Below are 16520 nucleotides of genomic sequence, written 5' to 3'. Positions count from 1 at the left end.
TAAAACCATACCTTAGCACAATTGTTCATCATTAACTAGCGCTTGTTCTAAGCTAGTATAGTTGAACCACATTCAAGAAATCACTAATAAGACCGTCTTACTTTAATACTACTTAGTCTCATTAAACAGCTCACGACCGACCAGCATACGACGAATCTCGCTGGTGCCAGCGCCAATCTCATATAGCTTGGCATCACGCCAAAAACGTCCAAGCGGATATTCATTGGTATAGCCATTACCACCAAAGATTTGAATGCCCTCACCTGCCATCCATGTGGCTTTTTCAGCGCACCATAGGATCACGCTGGCACAATCTTTACGCACTTCTCGGCTATGACCGGCACCACGCGCATCCAGCATATCGAGGTTTTTGCCTACCGTGTATAAGAAGCTGCGTCCTGCCTGCAGTATGGTATACATGTCGGCGACTTTACCTTGAATCAGCTGGAATTCACCAATCGCTTGGCCAAATTGCTTACGGTCATGGATATAAGGCACGACATTGTCCATGACCGCTTGCATGATGCCAATTGGACCTGCGGCCAATACGGCACGCTCATAGTCTAGCCCGCTCATCAGCACCTTAACGCCTTCATTGAGACCGCCCAAGATATTGTCTTTAGGCACTTCAACATTGTTAAACGTCATCTCACCTGTATGACTACCGCGCATACCGAGTTTGTCGAGCTTTTGCGCCGTACCAAAGCCTTCCATACCTTTTTCAACGATAAAGGCGGTCATGCCTTTAGCACCAAGCTCAGGATTGGTTTTAGCATAGACCACCATCACATCGGCATCAGGGCCGTTGGTGATCCACATTTTGCTGCCATTTAGCACATAATGTCCGCCTTTTTCTTCGGCTTTAAGTTTCATACTGACCACATCTGAGCCTGCGCCCGTTTCACTCATTGCCAGCGCTCCGATGAACTCACCGCTGATGAGCTTTGGCAAGTATTTTTGTTTTTGCGCCTCAGAGCCATTACGTTTGATCTGATTGATGCATAAATTAGAATGGGCGCCATAGCTCAACGCCACAGAGGCTGAGGCACGGCTAATCTCTTCCATTGCGACCATATGGGCGACATAACCCATATCAGAGCCGCCGTACTCTTCAGGGACGGTGATACCGTGTAGACCGATTTCGCCCATTTTTTGCCATAAGTCCATTGGGAATTCATCACTGCTATCAATCTCGCTCGCACGCGGAGCAATCTCATTGGCGGCAAACTGCTGGACGACGTCACGTAACGCGTCAATATCTTCGCCAAGCTGAAAGTTCAATCCGGGTAAACTCATAACCATTCCTTGTTTTTAATGTTTCATCTTTGAAATTTGAATTCTTATTTATTTAGCGCTATTTTATAGTCGATTGTAAATAAAGAAGCACAATTATTATGACGTACTGCTAGGATAATTTTTCTTGCTGGCTGTGCCTTCGCAGACAGAGGCTGCGAAAACTCATCCTAGCAGCACTGTCTATCTTTTCTAATAAATGTAATTAAGAATAATTATAATTAAGACTGGCGCTTATTAATTAAAGCACGCGCCACGTTTGAGCCATTGGTGCGACCTAAAAATTCACTAATACGCTCGCCTGCCACGACCAATTTGTCCAAATCAATTCCCGTACTAATTCCCATGCCATGTAGCATGTACACCACATCTTCAGTGGCGACATTGCCCGTGGCACCTTTGGCGTATGGACAGCCGCCAAGCCCAGCCACTGATGTATCAAATTCGCTGACGCCCATTTGTAGCGCTGCCAAGGTATTACTCAAGGCTTGCCCGTAAGTATCATGAAAGTGCCCTGACAACATGGCAATATCAGCATACTCTAACGCTGCTTGTAGCGCTCGCTGCACTTTGAGCGGTGTGCCAACACCGATGGTATCGGCAATACCAATTTGCTCTGAACCAATCTCTACCAAACGCTTGGTCACATACGCCACTTGGCTCGGATCAATTTCGCCTTCATAAGGACAGCCGACTGTGCAAGAGATGACGCCGCGTACTTTGATGCCTTGGGCTTTTGCCGCAGCAGCAACAGGCGCAAAACGCTCAATGCTTTCATCGATACTACAATTGATGTTCTTTTGGCTAAAGGTTTCGCTGGCTGAGCCAAAGATAACGATTTCGTCTGGGCGGTGGAGGATGGCATTATCAAACCCGCGCATGTTGGGCACCAGTACCGAATAACAAACCTCTGAATGACGCGTGGGTGCAAGCGCTTCAAGTAACGCGCTATTGTCACCCATTTGCGGCACCCACTTTGGCGACACAAAACTGGTCGCCTCAAGCTTTTTGACACCAGCGTCAATCAAATCATTAATCAATGCTTGTTTGACCGCGGTCGGCACCGTCATCGATTCGTTTTGCAAGCCATCGCGTGGACTGACATCGACGATTGAAACGTGGTCTGGGTACGAAATACTCATTTTTATGATCCTTTTTACTAACGCTTATTACTCACTGGCTTCGCTGTCAATACGCAGTAACTCATCACCATCAGCAACCACATCGCCCGCGGCAAACAATAGCTCTGCTACCACGCCATCGGTCGGCGCAGTAATGGTGTGCTCGATTTTCATCGCTTCGATGACGGCAAGCGGTTCACCTTTTTTGACCGTATCTCCAACAGTGACTTTAAAAGCCACCACCTGCCCCGGCATGGGTGATTTTAAGCTGCCAACGGCTGCTGTATCCTCCCCCACATGCGCCATAATATCAATCAAGGCAATCTCATCACGACCAGCATCTGTAAACACATAGACCGTCTCATTATTCACCCAGCTTTGCGCACTGATACGAGCACCATCTAACCACAAGGTATGAGTATTAGCATCCCGACTGTCATAGCTTACCTGCCCTTCATAGACGGTGTTTTTTGACGCCTTTGTACTGATCGTTTGAGTATCTATATTGCTATCATCATTGGCTTTCTCAATGATAAGATCAAAATGACTGAGCGTTTTTGCGCCTTTTTTACTGTCAGAACAATTTGCATTATGCCAGTTGCTGATACGTGCGTGATAAGCCTGCTCATCGTAAACTAAGCTAAATGCGCGGGTATAATCACTATAGGCACGAAAGCCCGTCGCTTTACTAAATGGATCGTTGTTTGTCTTTTGCGACATGGCCTCACCAGCTAGTTGCTGAGCAATTGCTGTCACCACCAATGTTGATAAACCCACAGGATGCTGGTCAAAAAGTACGTCATGCTCGCGTTCAATCAATGCGGTATCCAGATTAGCCCCGCTGAACGAGTCGGTATTTAGAATATGACGTAAAAACGCCACGTTGTTTGGCAAACCCACGATACGCGTCTGCGCCAAGGCGCGATCAAGCTTTGCCAACGCTTGCGCGCGTGTGGGCGCATGTACGATGAGCTTGGCAATCATAGAATCGTAGAACGGACTAATCACATCACCCTCGCGCACGCCATCATCGATACGTACGTCTGCGCCATCTTTATCAATGACAAAAGTGCTGTGCTCAGGCTTTTGATAAGTGAACAATGTTCCCGTCGCTGGCAAGAAGTTATTGTCAGGGTTTTCAGCACAGATACGCGCCTCAATCGCATGACCGTTAATCGTCAGCTCATTTTGCGTTTTTGGCAAAGGCTGACCTGCTGCCACCAACAATTGCCACTCAACCAAATCGACACCTGTAATAGCTTCGCTGACGGGATGCTCAACTTGTAAGCGCGTATTCATCTCCATAAAATAAAAATTCATCGCGCCCGCGCGCTGCTCAACGATGAATTCAACCGTGCCAGCTCCCACATAATCGACCGCACGCGCCGCTTCGATGGCGGCTGTACCCATTGCTTGACGCATCGTATCATCGACACCGGGTGCGGGCGCTTCTTCTAATACTTTTTGATGGCGACGCTGCACGGAGCAATCACGCTCAAACAGATGTACGTAGTTGCCATGTGTATCGCCGAATACTTGGATTTCGATGTGACGTGGTTTTAGGGCGTACTTTTCGATCAATACTTGATCGTTACCAAAGCTGGTAATCGCTTCACGGCGGCACGAGTCTAATAGATCAACAAAGTCACTGCTTTGCTCAACGATACGCATACCTTTACCGCCGCCCCCAGCGCTCGCTTTAATCAAGACGGGATAGCCAATGCTATCCGCTTGCGCTCGTAAAAACGCTGCGTCTTGGTTGTCACCATGATAGCCCGGTATTAACGGCACGCCAGCGGCTTGCATCAAACGCTTGGATTCTGACTTACCGCCCATCGCTCGAATGGCATCGGCAGATGGCCCGATAAACACCAAACCTGCATCCTGACAAGCTTGCGCAAAATCCGCGTTTTCACTTAAAAACCCATAACCAGGGTGAATGGCTTGCGCCCCTGTTTCCTTAGCAATTGCAATGATAGCATCGGCTTTAAGATAGCTATCTTTGGGTGCTGAGCCGCCCAAATAAATCGCTTCATCACAAATCGCCACATGTTTGGCGCTGCGATCCGCATCAGAATAAACAGCGACGGTATTGATACCCAGACGCTTGGCGGTCGCTGCAACACGGCAAGCAATTTCACCACGGTTGGCGATTAGAATTTTAGAAAACATAACGATCCCTGTGTCTTGTCGTTTTTATCCATTATCAATAATAAAAACAAATCCTGATGGTGGCGTATGACTGTTTTATCTAAAACAGTATTTATTGCTCATACATTTTGAATTTACCAAACGCTTTTTTTATGATGCATCTGTCGTTAACCAATCCGGCTTACGCTTTTGCAAAAATGCTTGTACGCCCTCTTTACCTTGAGTGGAGGCGCGAATATCCGCAATTCCTTTAACCGTATCCGCAATCAGCTCATCAGTGATCGGCGCACCTGCGATGTCATGTAACAACTGTTTGCAGGTTTTGACCGCATCAGGACTGTTTTTGACCATTTTGGCACAAAGCGTCGCCACCTCATCCTTTAGCCATTCTTCACTAACGCGTTCATGAATAAAACCGAGCTGACGGGCCTTTTTGGCATCAAACACCTCAGCACTCAGGAAATAACGCTGCGCGGCACGAGCGCCCATCGCTCTGATGACATAAGGGCTGATGGTGGCAGGCGCGAGTCCCAAACGTACTTCGCTAAGACAGAAGTTTGCAATCTTGACCGCGATGGCGACATCACAAACGGCGACCAATCCCATACCACCTGCATAAACATCGCCTTGAATGGCAGCAATCGTTGGTTTAGGACAGTGATAAATGGTCTTGAGCATTTGCGCCAGTTTGTCCGCATCGGCTAGGTTTTCTTCATAGCTGTACTCTGCCATGGCGCGCATCCAATTAAGATCGGCACCCGCGCAAAACACTTTGCCAGCAGCGGCTAAGACAATGACGCGCACATCGTCATCCTTACCTAGCTTGGTAAATGCATCGGTCAATTCACCAATCATTTCATCGTTAAAAGCATTACGTATTTCAGGACGGTTCAACGTCACCGTAGCCGCGTGCTCCTCAATAGTAACCAATAAACTTTTATAATTGTTTGTTTCTGTTTGCATGACTCTCTCTTTCTTTCACATTATTATGTTTTTTTGATAAAAACTTTATGACTGAGAAATGTTAGGTTCTCAGCCCCATTTGTCGACCACACGTCACTATAAACATAAATTCTGACTTTTTGATGACGGACATAGCTTAATCACTCACATAGCCAACTGACATAGCCAATTGTAATTTTCAGACAAGCCTTCCTATCGTCGATTCTAAATAAAACAGATACACTACATGTCAATGCTGAACTGAAATAAATTTTTCTTGCTTGCTGTGCCTTCGCAGACAGAGGCTACGAAACATTTATTTTAGTCCCGCTGACTCGTTTTTATACTAAACTCACTATATAAACCGCTACATTCTAAAGACACCAAAAGTCGTCTCTTCTATCGGTGCGTTGTAAGCGGCACTTAGCCCTAACGCCAGTACATTGCGTGTGTCAGCAGGATCAATCACTCCGTCATCCCACAGTCGCGCGGTCGCATAGTATGGATGACCTTGTTCTTCATACATCTCACGAATGGGCGCTTTAAAGGCAGCTTCGTCTTCCTCACTCCACGCCTCGCCTTTACGATCAAAGTTATCACGTTTAACCGTTGCCAACACCGAGGCTGCTTGCTCGCCGCCCATGACAGAGATACGGGCATTTGGCCACATCCATAAGAAACGCGGACTATAAGCGCGGCCACACATGCCGTAGTTACCTGCCCCGAATGAGCCACCGACGATAACGGTAAATTTGGGCACTTTGGCATTGGCCACTGCCATCACCATTTTGGCACCATGACGAGCGATGCCTTCGTTTTCATATTTACGGCCAACCATAAAGCCTGTGATATTCTGCAAAAATATTAGCGGAATTTTGCGCTTACAGCACAGCTCAATGAAATGCGTGCCTTTTTGGGCTGACTCGCTAAATAAAATACCATTATTGGCAATGATACCGACTGGCATGCCTTCGATATGCGCGAAGCCGCAGACCAAGGTTGTCCCAAAACGCGCTTTGAATTCATCAAAAGCACTGTCGTCAACGATACGGGCGATGATTTCTCTGATATCAAATGGCTTGCGCTTGTCTGTGGGAATAATGCCGTACAGCTCTTTAGCATCATAGCGCGGTGGACGCGGCGTAATTTGATTGGGAATATTTTTCGCAGGGCGATTGAGATGACTGACGATATTGCGAGCAATCGATAATGCGTGCGTATCATTTTGCGCCAAATGATCGACCACGCCCGACAGACGGGTATGCACATCGCCGCCGCCCAAATCTTCTGCCGTGACCTCTTCACCTGTGGCGGCTTTGACGAGTGGCGGCCCGCCTAAAAAGATGGTGCCTTGGTCTTTGACAATAATGGACTCATCGCTCATTGCTGGCACGTATGCCCCGCCAGCGGTACAGCTGCCCATCACCACCGCGATCTGGGGAATGCCTGCCGCACTAAGATTGGCTTGATTAAAAAAGATACGGCCAAAATGTTCTTTATCAGGGAATACGTCATCTTGATTGGGCAAATTAGCGCCGCCCGAATCAACCAGATACACGCAAGGCAGATGGTTTTCTTGGGCAATTTCTTGCGCGCGTAGATGCTTTTTGACGGTCATTGGATAATAAGTGCCGCCCTTGACCGTGGCATCATTACAGACAATCATGCACTCAGTGCCATTGATGCGGCCAATACCCGCAATCACACCAGCCGCTGGGATATCTTCACCGTACATGTCGTGCGCCGCCATTGGCGCTACTTCTAAAAACGGCGTACCGACGTCAAGCAGACGCTCAACACGTTCGCGAGGTAAGAGTTTGCCGCGTGCTAAATGCTTGGCTCGTGCCCGCTCTGATCCACCCTGAGCGACTTTACGCAAGTGCACATACAAGTCATCAACGATTGCTTGCATCGCAGCACTGTTTTGCTGAAATTCAGTAGAGTTCGGACTCAGTTTACTGGTGATAATAGTGCTCATGATATCCCTTTCTGTCATACATAAATGCGAGTAACTTTTTTATTTTAATCTTTACTCATCGTGTTAGTTTTTACTTGTATCGTCAGTCCAAAATGAAAAAGAGACATAAAAATTGTTATGCTGGTATGAATTTTTCTCGCTTGCTGTGCCTACGCCGACAGAGGCTTTGAAAAATTCATACCAGCAGCACGGTACTCTTTGTAAATTAAATCGACTATATAAAGTCTTCAAGAAGGTAAAGTAGATAATGGATCTTTTACAATCATATTTCTACAATCCCAGCTCTTCTTTCATTTGCTCAATAATTTTATACTTTTGGATTTTGCCCGTGATGGTCATGGGATATTCGGTCACGAAGCGATAGTAGGCGGGCACTTTATAATGGGCGATGTGCTCACGGCAGAACTCACGCACTTCGTCCTCAGTCAAACAGCCTGGCTCTTTTGGAATAATCCAAGCAGCCAACACTTCGCCATAACGCTCATCTGGTACGCCCACGATTTGTACGTCTCGAATTTTGGGATGACGATATAGGTAATTTTCGATTTCTACTGGATAGATGTTTTCGCCGCCGCGAATGACCATGTCTTTGCTGCGACCAACGATTTTGACATAACCGTCTTCGTCCATGGTGGCCAAATCTCCCGTCAGCATCCAGCCATCTTGTATCGCTTCACGCGTCTTAAAACGACTGCCCCAATAGCCTTTCATCACTGAATAACCTCGGGTTAATAGCTCACCCGTCTCGCCCAATGGCAAAATATCGCCCGTGTCAGTATCGACGACTTTTACCTCAAGCGCTGGCTGCACCAATCCGACAGTGGATACTTGTTTTTCAAGTGGCGTGTGCTCGTTGGTCTGACAAGAAACAGGACTGGTCTCGGTCATGCCATAGGCAATAGTAACTTCCTGCATGTGCATCTTATCAATGACGCGGCGCATGACTTCAATCGGGCAGCTAGAGCCTGCCATGATGCCGGTACGCAAGGTTGATAAATCAAAATTTTCAAATTCAGGATGGTCAAGTTCGGCGATAAACATCGTGGGCACACCATGCAAACCGGTACATTTCTCATTTTCAACGGCTTGCAAAACGGATAACGGCTCAAAACCATCGTTTGGATAAACGATACAACCGCCATGCGTTAAAATAGCCAAGTTACCAAGCACCATCCCAAAACAATGATACAGCGGCACAGGAATACAGAGTCTGTCCTCCTCAGTAAGGTTCATGGCCTCACCGATAAAGTAGCCGTTATTTAAGATATTGCGATGACTTAAGGTCGCGCCTTTTGGTGTACCCGTTGTGCCACTGGTGAACTGTACGTTAATGGCATCGGTATTTTTAAGCTGGGCTTGACGCTCCGCGACGCGCGGATCATTGGCATCGCCTTCACTCATCCACGCTGAGAATTTTTGCATAAAACCAAATTCTTCATCGCTACCCGGCTCATCAATCCAAATAATGCGCTCAATCGTTGGAATCTCGACCAAATCAAGCTGCGTATAGTTTTTATGATAAATCTCAGGACACAATTCTCGAATCAAGCTGGCATAATCACTGCTTTTAAAATGGCGCATAAGTACCAGTGCCGAACAGCCCAGTTTGTTCAACGCATATTGCAGCTCAAAGGTACGATAAGCAGGATTGATATTGACAAGGATCACGCCAACTTTGGCAGTGGCCAATTGCATCAATAGCCATTCTGCATTGTTGTGTGACCAAATACCGATACGATCACCAATCTCAAGTCCCATCTCGATCATGCTGCTGGCCAACTGATTGACCTGTTGTTGTAGCTCACGGTACGTCCAGCGGATATTTTGATGACATGATACCAGTGCTTCACGCTCAGGATACTGAGATACGATGGCATCAAAGAAGTCCCCGATCGTCGCTTCAATCAGCGGTACGTCAGGACCTTTATCATAGCTTTGGGTGAGAGGCGCGTTTGCTGAGCGCGCGCCCATATTGACACTCGGAATATTTTTGAGAATGGTATCGAAATCAGGGGTATACGTCATAACGAGTCCTTTCGTTGTGCTTTTTATGGTGCTAATTGACGGCCTGTAAACACATCGCTCTTCCTTGAACAGACCTGACATAGCATTAACTACTATAACGCCATCAATGAAAGCCTGTCAATAATATCAATACACTGCGTATCATTTAATTGAATTTAAAAAATAGGGTTAACTCTAAATAAAATAGATACACGACATTATGACGCTCAACTGGAATAAATTTTTTCTCGCTTGCTGTGCCGTTGCCAACAGAGGCGACAAAAAATTTATTCCAATCCCGCTATATTGTTTTTATATTGACCTGATTATTTAAGCTCAATTAAAGATAGCACAAAAGTATGGCAAGGATTTGACACAAAAAAGCCAGCTATACTATGCCTAGTATGGCTGGCTTAACGCTAAAACTGATTGGAAATCATTTGATTAACATATGACTTATAGTCAGTTTAAAAGATGAAAGTAATACCAAAAACGCGTTCTACTGCTATAAATTTTAGTGTTTACGCTTTAACAGCTGGCGGCGCTTTGATTGTTACGGTGGCGCAGACATCATTGTTATCGTCCAGCAATTCCATAATCAGCTCATCATCGCTTTCGCTGGTGACTTGCCAATTGCCATTTGCTTGTGGCGTGCCTGTTGCCATCACCGAGATGGCTTTGTTTTTCAGGCGAATCATCGGCGGCTTATGATCATAGCCGCCGTGCTCATGACCCAAGATATCATCAGCGATGGTGGCAGCCTGTGCACGTAGCGGCGCAACATAACGACAAGCCACCCCATTGATCGACATACAGTCGCCAATGGCATAAATGTTGTCCGCCGTGGTACGCAGCGTTGGTGCATCCACCGCGATACCAGTACGACGGTTATAATCAATACCCGCGGCAGTTGGCAAGGTATCATCGACGGTCAGACCCGTACTGGCAATGACATGGTCAACGATTAAGGTATTAGCCTGACTATTAGCATCAGCATTGACATTAGAAGATGAAGCGACTGGTGCATAGCTGACTTGTAGCTGACCGCTGTGCTCGCCATTACTAATACGATTGACGCCAGATACCTGATAGCCACCTAAGAAGTTAATGCCTTGCGATTGTACCGCTTTGGCGATACGAGCAGTCGCTTTTGCTGGTAGCATTTGCGAGAGTGGCGCGTCATTGAGATCTATCAATGTGATCTGATGACCTGCTTTGAGTAAGTCTTCGGCAATCTCAGTCCCCACCATGCCTGCGCCTACAATAGCCACATGCTGACTGCCAGTCGCGAGTTTCTCTTGCAGCTGCCCAAAGCGCTCGATATGGTTAACATGCCAAACTAAATCCTCTGGCAAGCTTTTTGGAAAAATAGGATGAGCGCCCATCGCCAATACCAACTTGCCATAACTGATAGTCGCATAATTCGTGTTGGCTGGATCTGGCCTGTTAGCAGAGATGAGCTGTAACTGTTGAGTGGTCGTATCAATATCTGTGACCTGTGTATTGGCAAGCAAAGTCACTTGCGCCGCCTCTGCCGCATCACTACCTGTCGCGCGCACCAAGTCGGAGGCGCGTTTGTTTTGACTGATCGCCATGGTCAGCATGGGCTTGTGATAACGATCGCCGTTATCGGTCGTGACTAACGTGATTGGAATGTCTTTATCTTTTGCACGAATGGCATCAATGACGTGCCAACCTGCCAAGCCCGCCCCGATAATGACCACACCTTTTGTCACTGATGTCGTCGATGCTACAGATGAATTTTCTACGCTCATATTCGCTCCAGTATCAATAAGGAATTATTTTAATTATCAAAAATCATAACAGCCATTGTACCAGTAAACAGACATTCACTCACCTCAACAGTGAGATGTACTCAGTGCAAATAGTGAGTCACACAAAAAAGCGCCTATAAATAGACGCTTTTTATTAGGGCGTGTGGAATATTCTCAAATAGACACTGCAAATATCAACGTATAGACAATCCACTATAAAATAAGTACAGCGCTACTGAAATGACTTTTTCGTCGCCTCTGTCTGCGAAGGCACAGCAAGCAAGAAAAATTTGTTTCAGTAGCGCGTGTTAATGGGCGCACTTTTTCTATTTAGGACTGAATATAACGCAAGTTATTAATGATTGAGAATCTTCGATAAGAACATCTGCGCGCGCTCACTTTTTGCGCCTTCAAAGAACTCATCTTTACTACAGTTTTCAACGATATTGCCTTCATCCATAAAGATGATTCGATTGGCTACCTGACTGGCAAAACCCATTTCATGCGTCACACACATCATGGTCATGCCGTCACGAGTCAGCTCCACCATCACATCCAGCACCTCTTGAATCATCTCAGGATCGAGCGCCGACGTTGGCTCATCAAACAGCATCGCCACCGGATCCATTGCCAGCGCACGGGCAATGGCGACCCGCTGCTGCTGACCACCAGATAACTCTGCTGGGTATTTGGCGGCTTGTACCGTCAGACCGACGCGATCTAGATATGCCATGGCTTTTTGCTTGGCTTCAGACTCTTTACGTCCCAATACTTTGACCTGCGCCACTGTCAGATTGTCGATGATGGTCAGATGCGGAAACAATTCAAAATGCTGAAACACCATCCCGACGCGGCTACGCAATTGAGGCAAATTGGTTTTTGGATCGCCAACAGAGATACCATTGACCATGATTTTACCTTTTTGAAAAGGCTCCAGTCCGTTGGCCGTCTTAATCAAGGTTGACTTACCACTACCAGAAGGACCACAAACGACAACCACATCGCCTTTATGAACGTGGGCGGTACAGTCCTTTAGCACTTGAAAATCGCCATACCATTTGCTGACTTCACTCATTTGAATGACGATCTCGTCGCTCGCATGACCATTGTTGGTGACCAGTCCACCAAAAGCGTTTGTATACGTATCAGCATTACTCATCACTGGCTCCTAACCACATTATTTTTGATAATTGTCATTGATAGTCGTTACTCAATAAAAGTTTTACACTAAAAAGCTGGTACAAAAACACTGTTAAAACCTCAAGCGTTTTTGTAGCTGCTGTACACCAATAGAAGCGCTCAAACTGATGACAAAGTAAACCGCACCAGCGCCCAAAATATAAGGCGTCAGTAAACCCATCAGCTCACCGCGAACATAGGCGGCGCGGAAGAAATCCGTCAAGCCAATGGCAAATACCAATGTCGTGTCTTGGAATAAAATAATACATTGCTGCAAAATCAGTGGCAGCATTTTACGAAACGCTTGCGGTAAAATCACCAGACGCATGGTCTGACCGTAAGTCATGCCCAAAGCTTTTGCGGCATTGACCTGCCCACTACCAATCGACTGAATACCCGCTCGCACCACTTCTGAGAAGTAAGCGGCCTCAAACATCATAAAGGCAACCACACAAGACGCAAAAGCGGCATCAAGTTGCAGATATTTACCCGCTATCCAAAAATAAATCATCGGTACGGCAAAATAAAACCAAAGCAATACCAGCAGCAGCGGTACTGAACGAAAATAATTGACGTAGAGCTTAGCGGGTACTTCGAGCACTTTGATACCAGACAAACGCATCAGCGCCAGCACTGTCCCTAAGCTAATACCACCAATAATGGCCAAAAACAGCACTTTCAAGGTGGTCATCATACCGCCCATCAAGCCTGGATAGGCGGTTGCCAATTCGGTCATCATAGTCATTTGCGACCTCCTGCAATCAGTCCAGGTACGCGCAGCTTACGTTCAATGAAACCCATAATCGCAATCAAAGACAGATTGAAAACCAAATAGATAATGGTCGCGTACGTATAGATCTCAATACTATTTTGCGTATACTCACTAATGGTTTTGGTTTGACTAATCAGCTCCATCACCCCAACCAGCGATGCGACAGACGCGTTTTTAAAGCAGTTGGTCAACTCCGAGCTGAGCGGTGGCAAAATGATACGAAAGGCTTGGGGTAATAGCACTTCCTTATAGACTTGCGGAACACTAAAGCCAAGCGCATAAGCAGCATTGAGCTGCCCTTTAGGTAATGACTCGATACCCGTACGTACCTGTTCAACGATACGAGCAGCAGTAAACAAACCAAGACCAATACTGGCCGATAGCATGGCTGATGTATTTGGCGATAAGTCTTTGTACCACCAGTCTTGAATCGCAGGCGTGAGCCAGCCTGGGGCAATATAAAACCAAAAAAACAGTTGAACAAGCAAAGGAATATTACGAAAAAATGTCACATAAGCCGTACCGATTGCACGAGCTGTCTTATTGGGTAAGGTGCGCATGATGCCAAAGATCGTACCCACGACCATGGCGATTGCCCATGCGATACTACCAATCAACAACAGCCAGCCAAGACCGGTAATTATCCAGTGGATATAAAGCTCATTACCGATACCAGTTTGCTCAAAGAGCACACCCCAGTTCCAGCTATAATTCATGATTGTCTCTCCGAACAACGTTTAAAAAGCTTACGTGCCAGACTGACGATGCTGTCAGGCTGACACGTAAGCGGCGCTATAGTGAAGGACAAAGAAATTATTGGGCGGTCGCCGTTTGTGGCTGCGCACCATCATGCGGATTGGCAATCAACGCTTTTAAGTTGTCTGACATCTCAAAGTTTAGATTGACGTTTTTCGGTGGCACTGGGTTTAAGAACCACTTGTCATAAATGCTGTTGATCTCGCCTGAGCTAAAGACATTATTTAAGGCTTCATTGACCACCGCTTTAAATTCAGGATCGTCTTTACGCATCATACAACCATAAATCTCGAATGATTGCGGCTCGCCTACGATGACCCACTCATCTGGGTTTTTGGCTTTGGCTTTTTCGCCTGCTAGTAGTACATCATCCATCATAAAGGCATCAGCGCGGCCATTTTCTAGCATCAAGAATGCTTCGCCATGGTCTTTTGCTGAGATGATATTCATACCCATCTTGTTGTCATCATTGTACTGACGGATGTAGCGCTCTGACGTTGTACCTGCGGTTGTAACCAACGTCTTGCCTTTTAGATCAGCAAAATCTTTAATGCCTGAGTTTGTGTTAGTCAGTAGACGTGTGCCAATTTCAAAGAAACCATTAGAGAAGGCCACTTGTTTTTGGCGCTCTTCATTATTGGTGGTTGAACCACACTCAAAATCTACCGTACCGTTTTGTACCAACGGGATACGCGTTTGTGAGGTAATCAAGTTATAACGGACTTTTAGATCTGGCATGTCAAGCTTTTGCTTAACGGCTTCGACTACCTTCATTTCTAAGTCGTGGGCATAACCGATAGGCTGATTCGGGTCATCAGCAATATAAGAGAATGGAATAGAGGAGTCACGGTGACCGACAACGATGGTGCCAGAATCTTTGATTTTTTGTAGCGTACCGTTAGTACTTGCTGCAGGCTCTGTTGTAGCGGCAGCGTCATCAGCTGGTGCTGTTTCAGTCGCAGTCTGGCTGCTATTATTACAACCTACTAAGCCTAGCGCCATGAACGCAGCTAGAGTCAACGGCTTGGAGAGTAAATAGCTCATTAAACACATCCTTTTATCACATTACACAAGATTGAATGAGTGAGTGCTTTGACGACACGGATCTCAGTTTCCGACCCTATGGTCACGCATCCCTGTGGTTGTTGCTGCTGTTTATCACAATGCAACTTAATGTTACTGTACAACAAATTGGCTCAGGTGGGTAAACTTTTTTTAATGATACTGTCATTTTATCGATTATTTATTTTAATGAATAAGAAATGAAACAAGCATGATAGTTAATAATGGCAATCTTTAGACAAAGCTTTTCAATTACAATTATCTTTTAAAATACTCTTTTAGCTACCGAGCAATCGCTCAGTGTCAATTAATAAGTACCAATTGATAAATGCCAATGAATCCCCATAAAGTTAACAACTTCCCAATAGTAAAAAATACCTATGACACAAGATACGCAAGTTCCAAATACCGATAGCCAAACCGCTGCTCACCATGGCGACAACGATGTACGCCAACGTTTCTTTATCGAAGATTCACCGGTACGCGGGGACGTGGTGCGCCTGTCACGCAGCTATGCCAGCACCATTGCGCAAAAGCCCTACCCTGAAGCCATCAAACGCCTATTGGGCGAGATGCTGACCGCAGCCAGTTTGCTCATCAGTACGGTCAAGATTAATGGTCGCTTATCGATTCAACTGCAATCATCAGACAGCGACAGCTTGCTCAATTGGGCGATGGCAGAATGCGATCAAGACGGTATCATTCGCGCGCTCGCCAGCTGGAAAGCCGACACCGATGAGCAAGTACAAGCGTGGAATAATATGATCCATGCCAAAGACGCATTTAGCGAGCTGGGCGCACCCGGTCAAGGCGTGTTGTTTATCAATATTCAGCCTGAAGGCGGCGAGCCGTACCAAGGTATCGTTGAGCGCAGCCATGACAATTTGGCAGATTGCTTGGCGCATTATCAGAAGCAATCGGCGCAGATTCCAACGCTGATTAACTTGGCCTCTGATGGCTTGCAAGCGGGCGGTATACTGGTACAGATGTTGCCTCGTACCGCTGAAGAAACGTATGAAGTCGAGCAAAACGAAGATGCAGGTATCGATGATGATTTGTGGATACGCCTAAGCGTTTTGACACGCACGCTCAAAGCAGAAGAGCTGACCACGCTGGATACCAATGAGATTCTGTATCGCTTATACCATGAAGAAAACGTGGTCGCACCCGATTCTGTGCCGTTAGCGTTTGGTTGTACTTGCTCACGCGAGAAATGTGAGATGGCCATTGAGCAAATCGGCGAAACCGAAGCGTTAGAGATCGTGGAAGAACAAGGCGGTACGTTTGAGATGGACTGCGGATTTTGCGGTGAAGTCTATAAATTCGATAAAGACGATGTGGCAGCGATATTTGCTGAATAATGTTGTACAAATAATTTAAGTATAAACGTATATTGAAAAACCCCTAAGTGTGATACTTGGGGGTTTTTTGTTTTTGCAATTTTAAAAAGGTGAAACGACTTTACGCTGAACTACCTTTATTCTTGG

The 16520-nt window shown here is 46.2% G+C and carries 12 protein-coding genes; 1 reads left to right on the top strand and 11 read right to left on the bottom strand.

Features of this window, described 5'->3' with window-relative positions; genetic code table 11:
* Positions 1-108 precede the first annotated feature (108 nt).
* From AAJP47_RS06125 to AAJP47_RS06075, 11 genes are all read right to left on the bottom strand, one after another.
* A complete protein-coding gene (locus tag AAJP47_RS06125; RefSeq protein ID WP_346717012.1) occupies positions 109-1296 on the bottom strand; it encodes an isovaleryl-CoA dehydrogenase in 1188 nt (395 codons plus the stop codon).
* Between the two features lie 218 nt (positions 1297-1514).
* Positions 1515-2435 (bottom strand): hydroxymethylglutaryl-CoA lyase, encoded by a 921-nt coding sequence (locus tag AAJP47_RS06120; protein ID WP_346717011.1) that lies wholly within the window; start codon positions 2433-2435, stop codon positions 1515-1517.
* A gap of 27 nt (positions 2436-2462) precedes the next feature.
* Positions 2463-4586, bottom strand: a complete 2124-nt coding sequence (locus AAJP47_RS06115) for an acetyl/propionyl/methylcrotonyl-CoA carboxylase subunit alpha (protein WP_346717010.1) — start codon at positions 4584-4586, stop codon at positions 2463-2465.
* 129 nt (positions 4587-4715) lie between these two features.
* On the bottom strand, positions 4716-5528 hold the full coding sequence (locus AAJP47_RS06110; protein ID WP_346717009.1) for an enoyl-CoA hydratase/isomerase family protein: 813 nt from the start codon (positions 5526-5528) through the stop codon (positions 4716-4718).
* 346 nt (positions 5529-5874) lie between these two features.
* Positions 5875-7485, bottom strand: coding sequence for a carboxyl transferase domain-containing protein (locus AAJP47_RS06105; RefSeq protein WP_346717008.1), 1611 nt, complete (start codon positions 7483-7485; stop codon positions 5875-5877).
* 270 nt (positions 7486-7755) lie between these two features.
* The gene (locus AAJP47_RS06100; protein WP_346717007.1) at positions 7756-9510 is read right to left on the bottom strand and encodes an AMP-binding protein; all 1755 of its coding nucleotides are present in this window, start codon (positions 9508-9510) and stop codon (positions 7756-7758) included.
* A 500-nt stretch (positions 9511-10010) separates the two neighbouring features.
* On the bottom strand, positions 10011-11264 hold the full coding sequence (locus AAJP47_RS06095; RefSeq protein ID WP_346717006.1) for an FAD-dependent oxidoreductase: 1254 nt from the start codon (positions 11262-11264) through the stop codon (positions 10011-10013).
* A 355-nt stretch (positions 11265-11619) separates the two neighbouring features.
* Positions 11620-12339, bottom strand: coding sequence for an amino acid ABC transporter ATP-binding protein (locus AAJP47_RS06090; protein ID WP_346717112.1), 720 nt, complete (start codon positions 12337-12339; stop codon positions 11620-11622).
* A 177-nt stretch (positions 12340-12516) separates the two neighbouring features.
* Positions 12517-13188: an ABC transporter permease subunit gene (locus tag AAJP47_RS06085; RefSeq protein ID WP_346717005.1), complete on the bottom strand. Its 672-nt coding sequence runs from the start codon at positions 13186-13188 to the stop codon at positions 12517-12519.
* Complete coding sequence (locus AAJP47_RS06080) at positions 13185-13931, bottom strand: amino acid ABC transporter permease (RefSeq protein ID WP_346717004.1); 747 nt, start codon at positions 13929-13931, stop codon at positions 13185-13187. The genes AAJP47_RS06085 and AAJP47_RS06080 overlap by 4 nt, the downstream gene beginning before the upstream one ends.
* Positions 13932-14028: 97 nt before the next feature.
* On the bottom strand, positions 14029-15015 hold the full coding sequence (locus tag AAJP47_RS06075) for a glutamate/aspartate ABC transporter substrate-binding protein (RefSeq protein WP_346717003.1): 987 nt from the start codon (positions 15013-15015) through the stop codon (positions 14029-14031).
* Between the two features lie 398 nt (positions 15016-15413).
* Between AAJP47_RS06075 and hslO the strand changes: the two genes are divergently transcribed.
* Positions 15414-16394 carry an Hsp33 family molecular chaperone HslO gene (gene hslO, locus AAJP47_RS06070; protein WP_346717002.1) on the top strand — a complete coding sequence of 327 codons (981 nt, stop codon included), beginning with the start codon at positions 15414-15416 and terminating at the stop codon, positions 16392-16394.
* Positions 16395-16520 lie beyond the last annotated feature (126 nt).

This window comes from Psychrobacter halotolerans (assembly GCF_039680845.1).
Classification (GTDB): domain Bacteria; phylum Pseudomonadota; class Gammaproteobacteria; order Pseudomonadales; family Moraxellaceae; genus Psychrobacter.
This window is presented reverse-complemented; position numbering and strand designations above follow the sequence as displayed.